Source organism: Enterococcus sp. AZ048 (assembly GCF_051715125.1).
GTDB classification, from domain to species: Bacteria; Bacillota; Bacilli; order Lactobacillales; family Enterococcaceae; genus Enterococcus_A; species Enterococcus_A gilvus.
Map to the genome: position 1 here is coordinate 2,484,825 of NZ_JBIOTD010000001.1, position 20,176 is coordinate 2,505,000.

Consider the following 20,176-nt stretch of genomic DNA (forward strand, 5'->3'; position numbering starts at 1 on the left):
ATGAATGGAAACGGGTTCACAGTTTAATTTCCCGGCTGGTATTGCTGCCACAATTCTTGGCCCTTTTCTTTCAATTTATTGGCGCCTTCTTTGGCCTTTTCAAAGAAATTCGCCGCCCCTTCACTGGCTTTTCCGCCAATGTCTTTTAATTCTTCCCGCCATTTATTCGAATCCGACGCTTGCTCGCCTTGGTTCACTTGATCTGCGGCAACGACTTTGCCACCCGTAGCATAAGCGTCTGCGACTTCAAAGGAATATTGTCCAGCATACGGCAAGATAGATTCTGCTTCCGCTTTAAACACCTGTCCTACCTCTGACCCGCTTGTTCCACTTAAATAATGGGTCTCACTGACTTTTTCAAAGCCTAACCACGTCGAAATCACGACATTGGGTGTGTAACCGATGATCCATTGATCATTTACTTTGTTTGCATCAAAGTTTGTTTCAGTCGTTCCTGTCTTACCAGCAACTGTGAAGCCTGCTGGTGCTGCTTGCGCGGCAGTTCCGTTTGAAAATGTCCCTAGAAGCATACTGGTCATTTCATTGGCAACTTCTTTAGAAATCACTTGTTCATATTTTGGTGAGCTGTTGTCTTCAATCACCGCACCAGTAGAATCAATAATTTTTGTGATCAAATGAGGTTGATAGACTTTCCCTTCATTGGCAAACGCACCATAGGCGGCTGCCATTTGCATCGGCGAGGTTCCCTTTTCTAATCCACCGAGTGCCAAGCCATAGTATTTATCTGATTTGCTTAACGGGATACCAAATTCTTCTGCTTTACTATAGCCCTTGTTCAATCCCATCTCGTGCAATAACCAGACTGCCGGCAAGTTCAAACTTTGTGCCACGGCTTGATACATAGGGACTTCCCCTTGGAATGTTCCATCATAGTTTTTCGCTTTGTAATAAGATTGCGGCTCATCCTTCAACACACTGTCTGGCTTATAGCCCGACTCTAATGCAGAGGCGTACACGCTCAATGGTTTCATCGTAGAACCTGGCGAACGCTGCATTTGTGTCGCAAAATTATAGCTGCGGAAGATATGCTCTCCACGTCTACCAACTAAGGCTTGAACGCCGCCCGTTTTAGGGTCCATCGCTACAGATGCAGATTGCGGCATGGCACCGTCCTCAGCATTTGCTGGAAAGTTCGCGTTGTTCTCATAAACGGTCTCCATTTGTTTTTGATAATCTTGATCCAATGACGTATAGATCTTGTAGCCTTTATTCAATAAATCTTTTTCTGACATTCCGTAGCGTTCCACGGCTTCATCAATGACCGCATCAAAATAAGAAGGGTAACGATAGCCCGCATCCGCTGAAGAGTATGTATCATTCAACTCAGAACCCAGATCTGTTGCCTTTTCTTGTGTCTCTTGTTCTTTTGACAGCTTGCCATTTTCAACCATGACCGAAAGAACCGTGTTCCGGCGATTCACCGCATTTTCTAAATTATCGATTGGATTGTAGATGCTTGGTCCCTTCAACATGCCAATAATCGTAGCTGCTTCACCGATCGACAATTGGTTGGCGTCTACACCAAAATACCTTCTAGAAGCATCTTGAACACCCCAAACGCCATTCCCGAAATATGCGTTGTTTAAGTACATTGTCAGAATCTGATCTTTGTCGTACTTTTTCTCGATCTCGATCGCCATAAAAATTTCTTTGGCCTTTCGTTCTAAAGTTTGATCAAGGCTCAGATAGGCATTTTTAGCTAATTGCTGCGTCAAGGTACTTCCCCCGCCAGTAATGTGGCCAGAAGTGACGAGTCCTAAGGCCGCCCGTGCGATTCCCTTTATATCAAACCCGTGGTGATTGTAAAAATTTCGATCTTCGGTAGAAACAACCGCATCCTTAAGATAAGGAGAGATTTGGTCGCTCTCTACATACGTTCCTTTTTGTCCATATAAGGAACCCGCTTGTTCATTTTTTTCATCGTAGATAACTGTTGATTGCTTCAAACTGGATTGCAGTGTCTCAACATTCACCGACTTTGCTAAGAAAAATAGATAGACACTCATCACTAAAACACCTACGAGTGCTAATAAGAGCAATATTTTATTGATATGATATTTTTTCCAAATACGTTTGCGCCAGTGATGAAAACGAATCAAATAAGGCTTGATCCACTGCCAAAAAGTTTTTGTGCCGCTGCGAAACTTTTGCCAAAAAACTTTTGCACCACTTTTAAATTTGCGCCAAAATTCTTGAAAATCCATTTTTGGTCTCCATTCTATACAAAATTCAGACACAGTGTACCACAAATCAGCCATTCAACGCTTGGGGCTTGAGACGGATACACACTTGAAAGTATTCTAGCATGGGGTCTCAATGAAAAGCTGTTTTTTTTCTTAAATATCCATTAAAAGTGATACAATGAGCCGAATGAAACGTTTAAATTAGCCAAAACTAACACATTTATCTATAAAGGAGCACTATGATGAAATTCACGATGACATTGCCTGCCGACTTGTCAGAGATGACAGTCAAAGAATTATTGGAAGAAGAATGGCTCGTACCGCGAAAAGTCCGCCACTTCATTCGAACACGTAAAGGAATCTTGGTGAATGGCGAGGTTTGCCATTTCCAATCTATGGTCTCTCCAGGAGATGTTTTGACGATTACGATCGAGGCAAGTGACTATCCAGAACGGTCCATCCTGTTGGGAGACCGAAGGAAAATCAACGTTCTTTACGAAGATGAGCATTTGATCATCGTCAATAAACCCGAGGGAATGAAAACACATCCAAATCAGCCGGAAGAAAAAGACACGTTGCTTAATCACCTGGCTGACTATTTATCACCTGATTTCCAACCACATGTCGTTCATCGGCTCGATAAGGAAACCAGCGGCGCAATTCTATTCGCAAAAAATCCTTTTGTCTTACCTATTTTAGGAAGACAACTAGAACAAAAGAAAATCTATCGCCGCTACCAAGCACTCGTTCACGGTACGATTAGAAAAGAACTGATTATTAACAAAAAAATTGGACGTGATCGCCATGACCGTCGAAAACGGCGAATCGATCCTAAAGGTGGCAAGCCTGCCGTAACACACGTGACCCCCATAAAGAACGTAGAAAATCAAACAGCGGTCTTCTGCCAATTAGATACTGGAAGGACTCATCAGATTCGTGTTCACCTTGCGAGTATCGGGCATCCGTTAGTCGGCGATCCTTTATACAGTAAAAATCCCCATGGCAGATTGATGCTTCACGCGTATGAGCTCCACCTGCACCATCCCTTCACCAACCAGAAAATCGCGGTTCAAGCACTTCCCGGACTATGGGCGGAATAAGAAAGCCAGCTAAGACAGACATTCTGTTTTAGCTGGTCTTTTCGTTTCCATACCTCTTTTAATAGAAACAAAAAAAGAAGGATCAACAAGTGATCCTCCTTTTTGAATTCGTCTAAATCTTAGTACCAACCGTTAGATTGCCAGAAAGCTTGTGCGCCTTCCCATGAACCATAACGAGAAGTAACATATTGATCTGCTACACGTTCTTGGTTTGCTTCAGAGTAGTCACCATTTAAATATGAAGAAGATAATTGGTAACGTCCGATGTATTGACCGTTCGTAGCTGAATAAGAACCGCCTGATTCGCGTTGAGCAATCCATTCTTTTGCTGAAGAAGTTGCTGCTGGCGCCGCTGCCGGTGCTGCTTCTTGTTGAACAGGCGCTGCTGCTGGTGCTGGTGCTGCTGGTGCTTGTTGAACAGGTGCTGCTTCTTGTACAGGAGCCGCTGCTTGTTGAGGTGCTGCTTCTGTTGATTCTTGAACATGTACGGGTGCTGCTTGTGCAGGTGCTTTTTCTGCTTTTGCATCGCCGTCGATCGATAATTCTTGTCCAGCAAAAATCATATTTACGTTAGAAATTTTGTTTGCTTTTGCAATTGCATCTACTAAGCTGTCGTTACCAGCGAATTTGTGAGAGATTTTAGATAAAGTGTCTCCAGATTGAACAGTATACGTTTCTGAAGCGTGTGCGTCTGTAGCTCCCATCGCTAAACCTGCACCTGCTGCTAATACTGTACTAAAAAGAAATGTTTTCCCTAATTTCATTATGTAACTTCCTCCGATTTTTCTTATGTCTTTTTTCTTCTGTCTTCTTGACTACGAGAGATACTTTATCATCCTTTTGTATTTCATGGGTAATAACAATGTAACAGTTCATTACAATAACATGAAACAATGTGACAAAATTCCTCTGAGTGTGTCATTTTGAAATATATGACATTTATCCTTATTAACCAAAACCCTTCTATCAAGCATCTTTAAGTAAATGTAACTGTTTTATTCTTGTGTTACAAAAGTTATCTTCAGAAACATTGAAATCTTTTTGTAATGAAATACGCCCACGCATTCTTGTTCTTTTTGAATTATATTGAAAATATTTTCTATAGAATTTGAATTCGACCATTTATTTATAATAAAAAAATACTTCCACTCTATTCTAAGAGCAGAAGTATTTTTTATTTGATCCTCAGTCGGCGACGCCATTTTTTTGCTTGAGGACCGACGAGTTTATCCACTAAACGAATCTTCAGCGTTAAATAAAAATACAGCAAGCTTCCAATTCCTCCAGTTACTAAACAGACCATTAACGCTGACCAGCGCAAGGATGGATCAAACACAAGATAACTCAACTGTCGCACGATAAACGCTGCAATCAGCATGACCAGCGTTAAAATCAAGATCAGTACACAACGGCGAAAGGCTAATTTATAATTCGCACGGACAACACGCCGTAACTTCCACAAGCATAACCCGCATGTCAAACTAAGACCGATAACTGTCGCCAATAACGGACCGTAAACTTCAAACAGCTCAATCAGCGGAACTTGGAGGACCACTTTTAATAAAAGCCCAGCTGCCCAATACCTTACGGCGATACGACTATGTGAGATTCCTTGGAGCGTCGTGGACAACATCATGAACAACGCTGAGACCAAGCCGGCCCAGCAAGCAGCGATCAGCACGCGACTTCCTAAAATATCCGCGGAATAAAAAACGGTATTTAACGGATAAGCCAATAAAATCATGCCAAAAACCGCTGGCAGCATAATATACGCAAACAATTGTATATTCGTGTTGACTACTTTTGCGAGTTCGGGGCGACGCTTTTGCGTAAAGAGTTCCGTCAACATTGGTAAGCTCGTCATAGCAAGTGACGTCCCCAGAGCTACGATGACCATGGTCAATTTGTCTGGATTGGCACTAAATAATGCATAAAGATCGATCAATTGTTCGTGACTATAATTCGTATTAGCGCTCATGGTGCGGATAAACGTCACTTGATCAATCAATTTATAAAAGACGATCCCGCTCCCTAATAAAATAAACGGAACTGCTTGGCGAATCGTTTCAAACAATAATTTTTTGGTATCAATCGTTCCTTTAGTGACGCTGCGTTCTAATTGCGGTTCATTGCGCTTACGATCATTGAACCAATAAAACAGCAGAACACCATAGGACCCGACCATCCCAACTGAAGCAGCAAACGTCGACTGGATCACTGCACTTAAGTAATCACCCTTCATCACCTTCATAATGATAAAAACACTTAAGAGCATATAGAAGACACGCAATGCTTGTTCCACCAGCTGCGAAATTGCTGAGGGACGCATATCCTGCTGCCCTTGAAAATAGCCTCGTAATACACTCATACTTGGAAACGCTACAACAGCGACACTCAAGGCTTGGATCACAGGAATCAATGCGCGACCCCCGCCAGACAAGTTAGCCAGTATGGGTGCCATGAAGAACATCAAGCCGCCGAAGATGATCCCTAAAACAGCCGTCGCTTGGAGTGCTTTAATAAATAAGCGCCGACTTGTTTGATAATCCCCCATCGAATTATAACGCGCGATCTGCTTGGCGATGGCACCAGGAAGACCTGCTGTAGAAATCATCAAAAACAATGCATAGAACGTATACCCCATATTGAATAATCCATTGGCTGCGCGAGCATGTTCCCCCATCCAGGCGTACCACGGAATAATGTAAATCGCACCTAGCAGTCGCGAAAAGATACTTCCCACTGACAGCCAAGCTGAACCTTGGATCATTTTTTCTTGATAGCTCAGATCACTTGGTCGTGTCTCCTTCATGGTCTCCTCCTTCAAAAACATCACTTCTATTATAGTAAAGCTAAATCACGCATCTGACAATCACTCTTTACTTTTTCTATACTCGAGCTATGCTATAATAGCCTAGACTATATATTGGAGGTCTCAACATGCTGACACTTACCCAAATACAAGAATTACTTGAAAAAGAACACTTACTACGGGAGTTTATCACACCAACCACTTGGACATTGACGGCTCCTTTTGAGAAAGCCTTGAAGAATCTTTCCTATGATTCACGCAACGTTGATAGCGACACGCTTTTTTTCTGTAAGGGAAACAATTTCCAGCAACGCTTTTTAGAACAAGCACTCGCGGATGGCTTGACTTGCTATATCTCTGAACAGCCCTATGAGGTTTCCGCAGAATTAGCTATTATTGTGACAGATATTCGCAAAGCCTTGGCTATTTTAAGTATGGCTTTTTATGATTACCCGCAAGAAAAATTAAAACTGATCGGAATTACTGGCACAAAGGGCAAGACGACAGTTGCTTATTTTACCAAACAAATTCTAGACATCGCGACAAATAAAAAGACCGCTCTTTTGTCTACACTAAACACAACATTGGATGGCGTAACTTTTTTCAAATCGAAGCTGACGACTCCAGAATCGTTGGACTTGTATCGAATGATGGCAGAAGCTGCAGCGAATGGAATGACCCATCTGGTGATGGAAGTCTCTTCCCAAGCTTACAAGGTGGCCAGAGTGTATGGCTTGACCTTCGATATTGGAATCTTTTTGAACATCTCTCCCGATCACATTGGACCAATTGAGCATCCGACTTTTGAAGATTACTTCTATTGTAAACGTCAATTAGTCGCGAACTCTCGTCAAGTCATTTTGCAGCACGAAATCGATCACTTTGACCTTTTACAAGAATTAGCTGCAAAAAAGAATATTCCAGTTATCACGTATGGGAACGATCAAGCAGACTATCAAGTTCAGCCTCTTGAACACCCCTTGGCGTTTGCGCTGTCTGGAACAACAGACGATTTGCATTTAAGCGGTGCTTACCAAATATTACTCGCTGGCGACTTCAATAAAGAGAATGCTGCTGCGGCACTGATTGCCAGTGCACTAGTCGGAGCGGATCAGGAGGCTGGCCGGAAAGGGCTCGCTGAAGCCTTAGTTCCTGGTCGAATGAATCTGCTTTTGAAACCTAATGGTGCTCACATTTATGTAGACTATGCACACAATTATTTAAGCATGAAATCCTTATTAGCCTTTGCAAGGGAACAACACCCCACAGGCGAACTTCTTGTGATTACCGGGTCTACTGGAAACAAAGCAGAGTCGCGACGTGAAGGATTAGGGCAAGCAATCGGCGAATACGCAACGGTTGCTGTTTTAACGAGTGACGATCCCAATTTTGAAGATCCTAAGAAAATTGCGGACGAGATTCAACAAGCGATCCACAATGATCGTATTCAAGTACGATTTGAAGCGGATCGAAAAAAAGCCATTCGAGAAGCGATTAAGCAGGCGAACCCTGAGGATGCTATTGTCTTGGCTGGAAAAGGGACCGATACGTATATGACCGTGAAGGGTGAAGACTTGCCTTACGAGGGTGACTATCATTTAGCGGAAGAATTCATTAAAGACTAACGGGAGAACCCGTTAGTCTATTTTTATACTCTGAAGGACAGAGGAAGCATCGGCATAGATTTCCGCCAAAAACTCTTTAGTCGGCTGTACACGCTGCAGTAGACCAGCAATTTGCCCCGACATCACGATTCCCTTTTGAATCTCTCCATCATCTGCTGCTCGTTGCAATGCGGACAAAGTAAATGTTTCCTCATCCTTTGAAGCCGTCAACTGATTTTTTAACCCGCGAATCGCACCTCCAGAAGACTTCTGAATCACCGTCGTTGATGTATCTTCAGCTTGTAGGATGGCTTGCTGATAGTGCTCATGGATCGGACACTCTGATACGGTCAAAAAGGCTGTTCCCATTTGAATCCCTTGTGCGCCTAATGCAAAAGCTGCCGCCATTCCACGCCCGTCACCAATACCGCCTGCTGCGATAACCGGTATCCCGACTGCCTGAACAACTTGAGGGACTAGCGCCATCGTCGTTGTCTCTCCAATATGCCCGCCAGATTCCATGCCTTCCGCGATTACACCGTCGACCCCTAATTGTTCCATCTTTTTAGCGATTTTTACCGAAGGAACCACAGGAAAAATCTTTATCCCTGCTTGTTTTAATCGTTCTACATAAGGCTTAGGTGTTCCGGCGCCCGTCGTGACGATCGTTACTCCCTCTTCAATCAGCACCTCTACTTGTTCTGAAACAGTTTCCATTTGCAGCATCAAATTCACACCAAAGGGCTTCATTGTACGTTCCTTTGTTTTTTGAATTTGTTCCCGTAAGTCTTCACTACTTAGGCCGCCAGCCGCAAGGATTCCTAAACCACCAGCTTCTGACACTGCACTGACTAGCGGGTAACGGGCAATATGCGCCATCGCTCCTTGAAAAATAGGATACTGAATCCCCAACAATTCCGTGAGAGTTCCCATCGTATCGTTCCTCGCTTCCTTTTTTCTTCATCCTAGCATATTTCCACAAAAAAATAAGCGCCCTGCAAAAATTGCAAGACGCTTCTTCTTAATTTGCTACGATATTCACCAGTTTATTCGGTACAACGATCACTTTGCGAATAGTTTTCCCGTCAATATTGCGTTGGATATGTTCGTCTTCCATCGCCAATTTTTCTAATTCCTCTTTTGCCAGATCTACAGCGACCATGACTTTTGAGCGGACCTTCCCATTCACTTGCAGAATGACTTCAATCTCATTTTCGACCAATGCTTCTTCATCATAGGTTGGCCAAGCCGCATAGGATATGCCGCCTTCATGACCTAAGATCTCCCACAATTCTTCAGCGATGTGCGGTGCGATCGGCGCCAACAATTGAACAAAGCCTTCTACATATTCATAAGTCAGTGCTTCCGCTTTATACGCATCATTGACAAAGACCATCAATTGAGAAATCGCCGTATTCAAATGCAAGTGTTCCATATCTTCCGTCACTTTTTTAACAGTTTGGTTATAGACCTTCGTCAATGACCCATCGTTTAATGTCGTAATATGGTCGCGCATCTTGCCTTCTTCATCCACGATCAAACGCCACACACGATCTAAGAATTTCCGAGAACCCTCTAGACCATTCTCACTCCAAGCAATCGACGCATCCAGTGGTCCCATAAACATTTCATACATCCGCAACGTATCGGCCCCATACTGCTCTACGACATCGTCAGGGTTGACAACATTCTTCAATGATTTACTCATTTTTGCAGGCGCTTCTTCCAATTCTTCCCCTGTTTCGATGCTAAACCATTTACCCTCGCGTTTTTCAACCATGTTCGTCGGTACTAGAGCGCCGCGGCTATCACGGAAGCTTTGGCCTAAGATCATTCCCTGGTTGTACAATTTTTGGAATGGTTCGTTCGTTGGCACGACACCGATGTCATACAAGAACTTGTGCCAGAAACGAACATACAATAAATGAAGGACCGCGTGTTCTGCCCCGCCAATATAAAGATCGACTGGCATCCAGCGTTTCAATTTATCGTAATCTGCTAACGCTTCTTTATTATGGGGATCAATAAAGCGCAAGTAATACCATGAACTTCCTGCCCATTGCGGCATTGTATTCGTTTCGCGACGGCCTTTTTTACCAGTGATCGGATCTACGACATTGACCCATTCTTCGATATTTGCTAGTGGCGATTCGCCTGTGCCGCTTGGTTTGATATCTGTTGTCTTCGGCAATTCCAATGGCAATTCGTAATCCGGCACCAAACCAGTCGTGCCATCTTCCCAATGAATGACTGGGATAGGTTCTCCCCAATAACGTTGACGAGAGAATAACCAATCACGTAAACGATAACTAACTTCCTTTTTCCCGCACTCGTGTTCTTCCAGCCATGGAACCATTTTATCGATCGCGTCTTGTTTGTTTAATCCATCTAGGAACTCTGAGTTGATGTGCGGACCGTCGCCAGTGAAGGCTTCTTTATCCACATCCCCACCTTCAAGTACAGGAAGGATTGACAAGCCAAATGTTTTAGCAAATTCATAATCGCGTTCATCATGCGCTGGAACTGCCATGATCGCCCCTGTTCCGTAAGAAGCTAACACATAATCCCCGATCCAGATCGGCATTTTTTCGCCATTCGCAGGATTGATCGCATGCGCACCCGTAAAGACCCCTGTTTTTTCTTTGGCTAAATCTGTTCGATTCAATTCAGATTTTTTTGAGGCCTCTTCAATGTACGCATCCACTGCTGCCTTTTGTTCAGGCGTCGTAATTTTTTGCACCAATTCCAACTCTGGAGCTAAAACAGCATAGGTTGCACCAAACAACGTATCAGGACGAGTCGTAAAGACTGTAAAGGTTTCATCGCTGCCTTCAATCTTGAAGCGGACATTGGCGCCAATCGAACGACCAATCCAGTTACGTTGCATTTCTTTGATGCTTTCTGGCCAATCCACGGTTTCTAGATCATCCAGCAAACGATCGGCATAAGCCGTAATCTTCAGCATCCATTGACGCATTGGTTTACGAACAACATCATAACCGCCCCGTTCGCTCTTGCCATCGATGACTTCTTCATTGGAAATAACTGTTCCTAATTCTGGTACCCAGTTCACAGGAACTTCCGCTTCATACGCCAATCCTTTTTCATACATTTGTTCAAAGATCCATTGGGTCCATTTATAGTAATCAGGATCTGTCGTATTTAATTCTCGATTCCAGTCATAGCTGAATCCTAGAGAGTTGATTTGACGTTTAAACGTTTCGATATTTTTTTTCGTAAATTCAGCAGGATCATTTCCTGTATCTAACGCATATTGCTCCGCAGGCAGCCCAAACGCATCCCAACCCATTGGGTGCAAGACATTGTAGCCTTGTGCTCGCTTCATTCGCGAAATAACATCCGTTGCAGTATAACCTTCTGGATGCCCTACGTGCAGTCCTTGTCCAGATGGGTAAGGAAACATATCCAATGCATAAAATTTTGGTCTTTCAGGATCATCTTGGGTGTTGAATACGTGATGCTTTGCCCAATATTTTTGCCATTTTTTTTCAATCGTTTTGTGATTGTAACTCATGTTGTTCCTCCTAATTTTGAATTCATTTAAAATACAAAAAAATCCCATGAAAGTTCTCAAAACTCTCATAGGACGTTATCAACGTGGTACCACCTATATTTATCTGTCAAAGAGACAGACCTCAAAAGAAATAACGGTCTTTAACCGGATCGATCGATCATGCTCCGAGGTAAGTTCGACTGTCCCGCATACACACTCTCAGCACCGTGCGCTCTCTGAAATGCGTTCGTTTCTACTACTCCTCTTCCAAGCAACAATATTCAAAGTAGTTTTATCTTAGCAGATTCCTCAATAATATTCAATGGAATTCCACTATTGAAATCCCGTTAAGAAATCCTTGAAAAAATTGTTCCACAGGGGAAACATGATATAATACTCCTGTTTAGAAAGGATGAATCAGAAAAATAATGAAAAATAAACCCATCTACCAATTAATCGGCAGTTTCACTTTGCTGTTTTTTGCGGCATTGTGTTACATCGTTCGATTTTATCCAGAAACACTCTCTGGTTTTGATCGCGGAATCATTCATGGCGTTCATCAGCTTTACCCTCAAATGAACGGGTATTTTTTTTGGGTAACAAAATTTGCGAACCCCATTACAATTATTCTTTTGTCGTTCGTGTTCGTCGGCTTGTTCTATTTCAACAAACAAAAAATCACTGCACTTTGGCTAGCGCTTAGTATGGTGCTCATTAGCGGGATCGGCAATCACCTGCTGAAGCTCTTCTTCCATCGCGCACGTCCAACGATTTTACCGCATATGGTCTCGGAACATAGTTTCAGCTTTCCCAGCGGTCACTCGACGGCCAGCACGCTGCTATATGGAACGTTGATCTTTGTCATGCCGTTGTTTTTCAAAGAAAAAACGCCACGGTTAATCGCTCAGATTCTTGTAGGTCTGCTGATTTTTAGTATTGTTGTCAGTCGAATCTATCTAGGTGTCCATTATCCGAGTGATGTTCTTGCCGGCACTCTTTTCGGAAGCAGCTGGCTATTGTTCACCTACCCTATGTACAAAGAGAAAAAATTAGCTTACGATCTTAAATCAATCAGGAGGAAAAAATGACCTTTCAATATAGTGATGATGAATCCAAACGTTACCATTCATGGAACTACGCCCTGCGCCACGAATTCGGCGGGAAAATTTTTAAAGTGCCGGTAGATGGCGGATTTGATTGTCCAAACCGTGATGGTACGGTCGCACATGGCGGATGTACCTTCTGCAGCGTTTCTGGTTCTGGCGATATGATCGTCGCACCAAGTGACCCGCTGCCTCAGCAATTCCACAAAGAAATCGACATGATGCACAAAAAATGGCCTCATGTCGATCAATACATCGTCTATTTCCAAAATTTCACCAATACTCATGCACCTGTAGCGGTCATCCGTGAACGCTTCGAGCAAGTTGTCAACCTGCCTGGTGTTGTTGGTTTGTCTGTGGGCACTCGTCCAGATTGCTTGCCTCCAGAAGTCGTAGAGTATCTAGCAGAGCTGAATCAGCGCTTGTATTTATGGGTTGAATTAGGTCTGCAAACAACGTACGAAAGCACGAGTGATCGCATCAATCGTGCGCATGATTATTCGACTTATGTGGATGCCGTCGCTCGTCTTCGCAAACACAATATCAATGTGTGTACCCATTTGATCAACGGACTCCCTGGAGAATCCTTAGAGATGATGCGGGAAAATGTACGCCGTACGATTTTGGATTCAGACGTTCAAGGCATCAAGCTGCACCTGCTCCATTTGATGCGTAATACAAAAATGCTGCGAGATTATGCAGAAGGACGTCTCCAATTAATGAGTAAGGACGATTACGTTTCCGTGATTTGCGATCAATTAGAGATGATCCCACAGGACATCATTATTCATCGACTGACTGGAGACGCGCCTTGGGATTCATTGATCGGCCCCATGTGGAGTTTGAAAAAATGGGAGGTTTTGAATGAGATCGACCAAGAGTTGCTTCGCCGAGACTCTTATCAAGGAAAGTTTGCTCTCAGAAAGGAATTTGAACATGCTTCTAACGGCTCTGCGTTTTAGTCACCAATTACTGAAGGACGTCATTGATGAAGGCGACCACGTCATTGACGCGACGATGGGAAATGGCAACGACACACGCTTCTTGGCTGAATTGGTTGGCACGACAGGTCGTGTTTACGCCTTCGATGTTCAAGAACAAGCAATTAAAAATACGTATGAAAAACTAGCCGAATACAAGGATCGTTCCACCCTCTTTCTCGCTGGTCATGAGACGATTGACGAAACTATTTCTATCGATCAACCAATTAAGGCAGCAATATTCAATCTTGGATACCTTCCAAACAGCGATAAGAAAATCATTACATTGCCCGAAACGACAAAGCAAGCGATGACCGCTATCTTGAACAGGTTGTCTGTCAACGGTCGAATGATTCTCGTGATCTATTATGGACACGATGGCGGCGAAGCCGAAAAAAATGAGGTGCTACGTTTTTGCCAGGAATTGCCGCAGGAAAAATTTAGTGTATTAAACTATCAATTTATTAACCAAAAAAATAATCCACCCATTTTATTATGCGTAGAGAAAAAGAACGACTGAGGCTCTCAGTCGTTCTTTTCATTGAACCATTCTAATACTCGTTTGATCCAAGCATCCCAAAATACCCAGTCGTGTTTTCCTGGACCTTTTTCAAACGTCACATCCAGATTTTTTTGTTCCATTTTATGCGCCATGTATTGGCTAGCAGGATACAGTTCATCTTCCGTTCCACAGGCCAAAAAGAAACGCGGCGCAGACTTTTCACTGTTCACTAGCTCATTCAATAGGAAGAGTGGATCATTTTCTGATCCTTGTATTTGATCCAGTGGACCAAATACACCTGTCCAATAAGCTTCGTTTCGTACCAATAGCAAGCTTTCCACGTCAGCCAATACAACCGCTCCTGACAATGAAGCTACAGCAGCAAACTTCTCAGGTTTCGCTAAGCCAAGTTTCAATGCGCCATAGCCGCCCATCGACAATCCGGCCGCAAAGGTATTTTCTCTTTTATACGTAATCTGCGGAAACAACTCATGAATAATTTCTGGTAGTTCTTCCGAAACGAATGTCCAGTAATGCATATCGTATGTCGTATCCGTATAGAAGCCCAGATCTGTTGAGGGCATGACTACCGCCATACGGTATTCAGACACATAGCGTTCAATCGACGTACGACGTTCCCAAACGCTGTGATTTCCGCCCATGCCATGTAACAAGTACAAAACAGGTACATCTTCAGTCGCCCCCACCGTTTCGGTTCCGATCTTTTTATGTGTCGTTTGCGGCAAAATGACATTCATCGCCACTTCCATTTGTAAAACGTTCGAGTATACATTCACCTGTAAAAAAGCCATCAACTAAAGCCCCCAGTTCGTTTATTCTTCGTTTAGTGTAACACTTCTTGACTGTTTGCCAACCATAAAGCTAAAAATGAGCGCAATGATAATCAACACTAAGCCTGCAAAATAAACCCAATGCAAACTATCAAAAAGAACCTTCCTTAATTCCATTCGTAAATCAGAATCAATTTGCAAGGCCGTGTGGGGATTGATCAACCGATTCATGATATCAAGATCCGCGATCCCCGCCTGAACCAACTGACGACCATTCGCAACATTCAGAATAATCCCAAAAAGCGAGACCATCACTGTTTGTCCAATCGTCCGCGACAACGTATTAAAAGAAGTCGCAACACCAATTTCTTCTTTTGGTACACTCGCCTGTGCTTCGACGGTCGTTGTCGTAACAGATAATCCATACCCGACACCTAAAACGCCCATGATGATGAAAAATAGCCAAAACGGACTTTGCTGCGGTAAAGCTAATAAAGTCCCGCCGCCAGCTAAAATAATCGTCAAACCGATGATAATGATCCTTTTTGCTGGATACTTGCGTAATAATTGGCCGGATAAAAAAGACCCATACATCCAGACAATCGACATTGGTGCCAACACTAATCCGCCAAGCCCTGCTGGTTTCCCTAGTACACCTTGCATCCACATAGGGATATAAACATCTAGTCCCATCAAAAAACCGCTGATCAATGCAGCCACAATATTCACACTGGCAAACGTTTGATTCTTGAACAAGTTCAAATTGATGACAGGATCTTCTGCGCGCTTCTCTGTTCGAATAAAGAGAACTAGCGAAAGGATGCTGGCTGCAAATAAAGCAATGACTGCTGCTGACAGTCCGCCATCACCCAAAAGCTGGAAGCCCAATAGAAGGCTGACCAATGTCAACATTAAAAATAAACTCCCAAAAATATCCATTTTTTTCGCCTGATGCACTTTTTTCTCTTCTATAAAGAAATACTGCAACAAACCGATCAACGCTAATCCGATCGGAACATTGATAAAGAAGATCCAGTGCCAACCAACCGTATCGACGATCAAACCACCAGCCAAAGGACCAAATACGCTGGCGACACCCCAAGCCGCACTCGTCAATCCAAGTACCTTCGCGCGCTTTTCAATATCATATAAATCCGCAATGATCGTTAAAGAAACAGGCATGATCGCTCCCGCGCCAATCCCTTGAATTCCTCGAGCGATAATCAACGTCATCATTTCATTGGACATACCGCACAATGCTGAACCCAAAACAAATAATACTATTCCAAAAATAAAGATCGGCTTTCGCCCGATTTTATCCGCCAGCTTACCATAAATCGGTGTAATCATGGCATTCGTCAATAAATAAATCGAGAATACCCAATTCATGATCTCAATACCATGTAGACTTCCAACAATCGTTGGCATCGCAGTCGTCACAATTGTTCCCTCGATCGCCGACATAAATGTGGCGATAAAAATCCCCGCTGTCACAACTTTCACATTTGTTTTTCTCTTCATTTCATCCTCCAAGATCCCTATAATTCTTTTCTAACCCTACCATATAGTCGCCAGTAGTTGCTATACTTTTTTGATTCAAAAAAAGAGACGGTCTATTGATCACTGATCAATAGAAACCGCCTCGTGAACTCCACAAATAAACAAATTTATGTCTGTACGATCTATCCTAAATTCAAACTTTTTTTCAACACATCGACTTTGTCTGTATGCTCCCAAGGCAAATCAACATCTGTACGACCAAAATGACCATACGCTGCCGTATCGCTATAGATTGGACGCAAAAGATCCAACATCTCAATAATTCCCGCTGGTCGTAAATCGAAGTTTTCGCGAATCGCACCAATCAATGCTTCTTCGGAAACCTTGGCTGTACCGAACGTATTTACTGAAATAGAAACAGGTTGTGCCACACCAATCGCATAGGCAAGTTGAACCTCCACTTTTTCAGCTAAGCCGGCAGCAACAATATTTTTAGCAATATAGCGTGCCGCATAAGAAGCAGAACGGTCCACTTTCGTCGCATCTTTCCCAGAAAATGCACCACCACCATGACGCGAATAACCACCGTATGTATCCACGATAATCTTACGTCCAGTTAAACCAGCATCCCCTTGAGGTCCGCCAATAACAAATCGACCTGTTGGATTAATAAAGTATTTTGTTTGATCATCCAATAATTCAGCAGGAATTTCATGCTTGATCACTTTTTCCATTACGTCCTTTTGGATGGTTTCATTCTCTACAGCATCATTATGCTGAGTGCTGATAACCACTGTATCCACACGCAAAGGCTTGCCATTTTCATCATATTCCACAGTGACTTGTGATTTAGCATCCGGTCCGAAATAAGCTACTTCTCCCGATTTACGCAAATCTGCTAAACGTTTTACCAAATGATGACTCAATGAAATGGGTAAAGGCATTAATTCAGGTGTCTCGTTCACTGCAAAACCAAACATAAGGCCTTGGTCTCCAGCACCGATTTCATCTAATAAATCTTCTTTTCCACGAGTTTCTAACGCATCATCCACCCCTTGTGCAATGTCAGGAGATTGTTCATCAATTGCGACTAACACTGCCACATTGTCACCATCGAAACCAAATTTCGACTCTGTGTAACCAATGCGCTTGATTGTTTCACGAACAACCTTTTGGATATCTACATACGCTGAAGTAGAAATTTCTCCAAAAACTAAAACAAGCCCAGTCGTCACAGATGTCTCACATGCAACTCTGGCTTTCGGATCCTTTTCCAAAATCGCATCCAAAATCGCGTCACTGATTTGATCAGCAACCTTATCCGGATGTCCTTCTGAAACTGATTCAGATGTAAATAAACGACGTTCTTCCATTATAAATATTCCCCCTAATTTTTATTCGGTTACAAGGAATCTCTGGCTTTTTCCAGAGCCTATCGGGAACTTGCAACGACTCGATTATAACAGAAAAATAGCCGCTGTCACTAATAAATATATCAATAACTTTGAAAACTTACGAAAAGCCCTTTTGTGTACAAAAAAAAGAGACGTTTCTAAACGTCTCAGCATGACCCGTACGGGACTCGAACCCGTGTTACCGCCGTGAAAGGGCGGTGTCTTAACCGCTTGACCAACGGGCCACAATAATAATAAAACGGAGAAGGAGGGATTTGAACCCTCGCGCCGGTTTCCCGACCTACACCCTTAGCAGGGGCGCCTCTTCAGCCACTTGAGTACTTCCCCAAAAACCAAAAAAGATTTTTAATGGGCCTAAATGGACTCGAACCATCGACCTCACGCTTATCAGGCGTGCGCTCTAACCAGCTGAGCTATAGGCCCTTCATAAAAACTAAAAGCGGGTGACGAGAATCGAACTCGCGACAACAGCTTGGAAGGCTGTGGTTTTACCACTAAACTACACCCGCAACTCTTTGATGGCGCGGGACAGAATCGAACTGCCGACACATGGAGCTTCAATCCATTGCTCTACCAACTGAGCTACCGAGCCAGAAGCGGTCCCGACGGGATTTGAACCCGCGATCTCCTGCGTGACAGGCAGGCATGTTAACCCCTACACCACGGAACCGTATTTTTTAGTTTTTAATTGCGGGAGCAGGATTTGAACCTACGACCTTCGGGTTATGAGCCCGACGAGCTACCAGACTGCTCCATCCCGCGATAATAATATTAAAAAGGAGGATAAGGGATTCGAACCCTTGCACGGTTTTACCCGCCTGACGGTTTTCAAGACCGTTCCCTTCAGCCGGACTTGGGTAATCCTCCGGTAAAAATAATGACCCGTACGGGACTCGAACCCGTGTTACCGCCGTGAAAGGGCGGTGTCTTAACCGCTTGACCAACGGGCCATGATTATAATGGGCCTAAATGGACTCGAACCATCGACCTCACGCTTATCAGGCGTGCGCTCTAACCAGCTGAGCTATAGGCCCTTCATAAAAACTAAAAGCGGGTGACGAGAATCGAACTCGCGACAACAGCTTGGAAGGCTGTGGTTTTACCACTAAACTACACCCGCGTGGCGGTCCCGACGGGATTTGAACCCGCGATCTCCTGCGTGACAGGCAGGCATGTTAACCCCTACACCACGGAACCGTATTTTTTAGTTTTTAATTGCGGGAGCAGGATTTGAACCTACGACCTTCGGGTTATGAGCCCGACGAGCTACCAGACTGCTCCATCCCGCGATAATAATATTAAAAAGGAGGATAAGGGATTCGAACCCTTGCACGGTTTTACCCGCCTGACGGTTTTCAAGACCGTTCCCTTCAGCCGGACTTGGGTAATCCTCCATAAAAGAGTCACAATGGACCTTGTAGGACTCGAACCTACGACCGGACGGTTATGAGCCGTCTGCTCTAACCAACTGAGCTAAAGGTCCTGGCTCGAATGAAATCGCGGCGGAGGGGATCGAACCCCCGACCTCCCGGGTATGAACCGGACGCTCTAGCCAGCTGAGCTACACCGCGTTATTAATAAAAAATGGAGCCTAGCGGGATCGAACCGCTGACCTCCTGCGTGCAAAGCAGGCGCTCTCCCAGCTGAGCTAAGGCCCCATAATTTTATTTCTATCGGGAAGACAGGATTCGAACCTGCGACACCTTGGTCCCAAACCAAGTACTCTACCAAGCTGAGCTACTTCCCGAAATGCACCCGAGAGGACTCGAACCTCTAACCCCTTGATTCGTAGTCAAGTACTCTATCCAATTGAGCTACGGGTGCCTATTTAGTTAATGCCGAGGACCGGAATCGAACCGGTACGGTGATCACTCACCGCAGGATTTTAAGTCCTGTGCGTCTGCCAGTTCCGCCACCCCGGCGTTTTCCTCTGGTCTTCAGGAAAGCGGAAAACGGGGTTCGAACCCGCGACCCCCACCTTGGCAAGGTGGTGCTCTACCACTGAGCTATTTCCGCATGGTGCCGGCTAAAGGACTTGAACCCTCGACCCTCTGATTACAAATCAGATGCTCTACCAACTGAGCTAAGCCGGCATACAACCAAAAAAAATAAAAATGCGGGTGAAGGGACTTGAACCCCCACGCCGTAAGGCGCTAGATCCTAAATCTAGTGCGTCTGCCAATTCCGCCACACCCGCATATACTTATGAGCCGTACTGGGCTCGAACCAGTGACCCTCTGATTAAAAGTCAGATGCTCTACCAACTGAGCTAACGGCTCAAATGGAGGTTAACGGGATCGAACCGCTGACCCTCTGCTTGTAAGGCAGATGCTCTCCCAGCTGAGCTAAACCTCCATAAGAATTCGCGTGGCGACGTCCTAATCTCACAAGGGGCAACCCCTCACTACAATCGGCGCTAAGAAGCTTAACTTCTGTGTTCGACATGGGAACAGGTGTATCCTTCCCGCTATCGCCACCACACTATGCTTTATCTGAGTAAACATCGTTCACTCAAAACTGGATCAGAAACTGTTAAACTACCGTGAATCAATTTTTTTGGTTAAGTCCTCGATCGATTAGTATCAGTCCGCTCCGTACATCACTGCACTTCCACTCCTGACCTATCTACCTGATCATCTCTCAGGGATCTT

The 20,176-nt window shown here is 44.1% G+C and carries 13 protein-coding genes, 25 tRNA genes, 2 rRNA genes, 1 riboswitch and 1 other annotated feature (1 of these 42 running past the window's edge); of the genes, 5 read left to right on the top strand and 35 right to left on the bottom strand.

Translation table 11 applies throughout. The annotated features are described in order from the left end of the window. Positions 1-23: 23 nt before the first annotated feature. On the bottom strand, positions 24-2,225 hold the full coding sequence (locus IGI66_RS12105) for a PBP1A family penicillin-binding protein (RefSeq protein WP_010779641.1): 2,202 nt from the start codon (positions 2,223-2,225) through the stop codon (positions 24-26). 221 nt (positions 2,226-2,446) lie between these two features. Between IGI66_RS12105 and IGI66_RS12110 the strand changes: the two genes are divergently transcribed. Then, positions 2,447-3,304: an RluA family pseudouridine synthase gene (locus IGI66_RS12110; protein ID WP_086303230.1), complete on the top strand. Its 858-nt coding sequence runs from the start codon at positions 2,447-2,449 to the stop codon at positions 3,302-3,304. Positions 3,305-3,423: 119 nt separating this feature from the next. On the opposite strand, the gene IGI66_RS12115 is transcribed toward IGI66_RS12110, so the two are convergent. Beyond that, positions 3,424-4,068 (bottom strand): LysM peptidoglycan-binding domain-containing protein, encoded by a 645-nt coding sequence (locus IGI66_RS12115; protein WP_438849133.1) that lies wholly within the window; start codon positions 4,066-4,068, stop codon positions 3,424-3,426. Positions 4,069-4,478: 410 nt separating this feature from the next. After that, complete coding sequence (locus tag IGI66_RS12120; RefSeq protein WP_438849134.1) at positions 4,479-6,116, bottom strand: putative polysaccharide biosynthesis protein; 1,638 nt, start codon at positions 6,114-6,116, stop codon at positions 4,479-4,481. A gap of 128 nt (positions 6,117-6,244) precedes the next feature. On the opposite strand from IGI66_RS12120, the gene IGI66_RS12125 reads away from it, so the two are divergent. After that, on the top strand, positions 6,245-7,741 hold the full coding sequence (locus IGI66_RS12125; protein ID WP_438849135.1) for a UDP-N-acetylmuramoyl-L-alanyl-D-glutamate--L-lysine ligase: 1,497 nt from the start codon (positions 6,245-6,247) through the stop codon (positions 7,739-7,741). A gap of 12 nt (positions 7,742-7,753) precedes the next feature. Here IGI66_RS12125 and IGI66_RS12130 read toward each other — a convergent pair whose 3' ends face one another. Continuing rightward, positions 7,754-8,653, bottom strand: a complete 900-nt coding sequence (locus IGI66_RS12130) for a DUF561 domain-containing protein (protein ID WP_438849136.1) — start codon at positions 8,651-8,653, stop codon at positions 7,754-7,756. Positions 8,654-8,741: 88 nt separating this feature from the next. Next, positions 8,742-11,255, bottom strand: coding sequence for a leucine--tRNA ligase (gene leuS / locus IGI66_RS12135; RefSeq protein ID WP_438849137.1), 2,514 nt, complete (start codon positions 11,253-11,255; stop codon positions 8,742-8,744). Between the two features lie 65 nt (positions 11,256-11,320). Continuing rightward, positions 11,321-11,513 (bottom strand) — a binding site (T-box leader). 149 nt (positions 11,514-11,662) lie between these two features. Here leuS and IGI66_RS12140 point away from each other — a divergent pair. The 3 genes from IGI66_RS12140 to IGI66_RS12150 are packed head-to-tail and all read left to right on the top strand — an operon-like array spanning position 11,663 to position 13,837. Next, on the top strand, positions 11,663-12,322 hold the full coding sequence (locus tag IGI66_RS12140; RefSeq protein ID WP_438849138.1) for a phosphatase PAP2 family protein: 660 nt from the start codon (positions 11,663-11,665) through the stop codon (positions 12,320-12,322). Further along, positions 12,319-13,299 carry a TIGR01212 family radical SAM protein gene (locus tag IGI66_RS12145; RefSeq protein WP_438849139.1) on the top strand — a complete coding sequence of 327 codons (981 nt, stop codon included), beginning with the start codon at positions 12,319-12,321 and terminating at the stop codon, positions 13,297-13,299. Before IGI66_RS12140 ends, IGI66_RS12145 begins: the two co-directional genes overlap by 4 nt. Continuing rightward, complete coding sequence (locus IGI66_RS12150) at positions 13,274-13,837, top strand: class I SAM-dependent methyltransferase (RefSeq protein ID WP_114525012.1); 564 nt, start codon at positions 13,274-13,276, stop codon at positions 13,835-13,837. Before IGI66_RS12145 ends, IGI66_RS12150 begins: the two co-directional genes overlap by 26 nt. Before the next feature lie 5 nt (positions 13,838-13,842). Here the strand turns inward: IGI66_RS12150 and IGI66_RS12155 are convergent, their stop codons facing one another. The 30 genes from IGI66_RS12155 to IGI66_RS12300 form a co-directional block, all read right to left on the bottom strand. Next, a complete protein-coding gene (locus tag IGI66_RS12155; RefSeq protein ID WP_438849140.1) occupies positions 13,843-14,631 on the bottom strand; it encodes an alpha/beta hydrolase in 789 nt (262 codons plus the stop codon). A 21-nt stretch (positions 14,632-14,652) separates the two neighbouring features. Continuing rightward, positions 14,653-16,131, bottom strand: a complete 1,479-nt coding sequence (locus IGI66_RS12160; RefSeq protein WP_010779630.1) for an MDR family MFS transporter — start codon at positions 16,129-16,131, stop codon at positions 14,653-14,655. Between the two features lie 161 nt (positions 16,132-16,292). Continuing rightward, complete coding sequence (gene metK / locus IGI66_RS12165) at positions 16,293-17,483, bottom strand: methionine adenosyltransferase (protein WP_438849141.1); 1,191 nt, start codon at positions 17,481-17,483, stop codon at positions 16,293-16,295. Next, positions 17,481-17,564, bottom strand: a riboswitch (SMK box riboswitch). It overlaps the preceding gene by 3 nt. Positions 17,565-17,677: 113 nt before the next feature. Then, a tRNA-Glu gene (locus IGI66_RS12170) sits at positions 17,678-17,749 on the bottom strand. 15 nt (positions 17,750-17,764) lie between these two features. Then, positions 17,765-17,852 (bottom strand) — tRNA-Ser (locus IGI66_RS12175). Positions 17,853-17,874: 22 nt separating this feature from the next. Beyond that, positions 17,875-17,948, bottom strand: a tRNA-Ile gene (locus IGI66_RS12180). Between the two features lie 15 nt (positions 17,949-17,963). After that, positions 17,964-18,034, bottom strand: a tRNA-Gly gene (locus IGI66_RS12185). Positions 18,035-18,044: 10 nt separating this feature from the next. Continuing rightward, positions 18,045-18,117 (bottom strand) — tRNA-Phe (locus IGI66_RS12190). Between the two features lie 5 nt (positions 18,118-18,122). After that, positions 18,123-18,195, bottom strand: a tRNA-Asp gene (locus tag IGI66_RS12195). A gap of 18 nt (positions 18,196-18,213) precedes the next feature. Beyond that, positions 18,214-18,287 (bottom strand) — tRNA-Met (locus IGI66_RS12200). Between the two features lie 15 nt (positions 18,288-18,302). Then, positions 18,303-18,392, bottom strand: a tRNA-Ser gene (locus tag IGI66_RS12205). A gap of 11 nt (positions 18,393-18,403) precedes the next feature. Next, positions 18,404-18,475 (bottom strand) — tRNA-Glu (locus tag IGI66_RS12210). Positions 18,476-18,485: 10 nt separating this feature from the next. Next, a tRNA-Ile gene (locus tag IGI66_RS12215) sits at positions 18,486-18,559 on the bottom strand. Positions 18,560-18,574: 15 nt separating this feature from the next. Further along, positions 18,575-18,645 (bottom strand) — tRNA-Gly (locus IGI66_RS12220). Position 18,646: 1 nt separating this feature from the next. Further along, positions 18,647-18,722, bottom strand: a tRNA-Asp gene (locus IGI66_RS12225). A gap of 18 nt (positions 18,723-18,740) precedes the next feature. After that, positions 18,741-18,814, bottom strand: a tRNA-Met gene (locus IGI66_RS12230). Positions 18,815-18,829: 15 nt separating this feature from the next. Continuing rightward, a tRNA-Ser gene (locus IGI66_RS12235) sits at positions 18,830-18,919 on the bottom strand. 15 nt (positions 18,920-18,934) lie between these two features. Beyond that, positions 18,935-19,008, bottom strand: a tRNA-Ile gene (locus IGI66_RS12240). A gap of 14 nt (positions 19,009-19,022) precedes the next feature. After that, a tRNA-Met gene (locus IGI66_RS12245) sits at positions 19,023-19,096 on the bottom strand. A 14-nt stretch (positions 19,097-19,110) separates the two neighbouring features. Beyond that, a tRNA-Ala gene (locus tag IGI66_RS12250) sits at positions 19,111-19,183 on the bottom strand. 15 nt (positions 19,184-19,198) lie between these two features. Next, positions 19,199-19,272 (bottom strand) — tRNA-Pro (locus IGI66_RS12255). Between the two features lie 3 nt (positions 19,273-19,275). Beyond that, positions 19,276-19,349: transfer RNA gene (locus tag IGI66_RS12260), tRNA-Arg, on the bottom strand. Positions 19,350-19,361: 12 nt separating this feature from the next. Then, a tRNA-Leu gene (locus IGI66_RS12265) sits at positions 19,362-19,447 on the bottom strand. Between the two features lie 22 nt (positions 19,448-19,469). Next, positions 19,470-19,541, bottom strand: a tRNA-Gly gene (locus tag IGI66_RS12270). A 1-nt stretch (position 19,542) separates the two neighbouring features. Then, a tRNA-Thr gene (locus tag IGI66_RS12275) sits at positions 19,543-19,618 on the bottom strand. 22 nt (positions 19,619-19,640) lie between these two features. After that, a tRNA-Leu gene (locus IGI66_RS12280) sits at positions 19,641-19,722 on the bottom strand. 9 nt (positions 19,723-19,731) lie between these two features. Further along, positions 19,732-19,804: transfer RNA gene (locus IGI66_RS12285), tRNA-Lys, on the bottom strand. A gap of 3 nt (positions 19,805-19,807) precedes the next feature. Then, positions 19,808-19,880, bottom strand: a tRNA-Val gene (locus IGI66_RS12290). Between the two features lie 10 nt (positions 19,881-19,890). Then, positions 19,891-20,006: ribosomal RNA gene (gene rrf, locus IGI66_RS12295) — 5S ribosomal RNA — on the bottom strand. A gap of 75 nt (positions 20,007-20,081) precedes the next feature. Continuing rightward, positions 20,082-20,176, bottom strand: a 23S ribosomal RNA gene (locus IGI66_RS12300) (it continues 2,818 nt past the right edge of the window).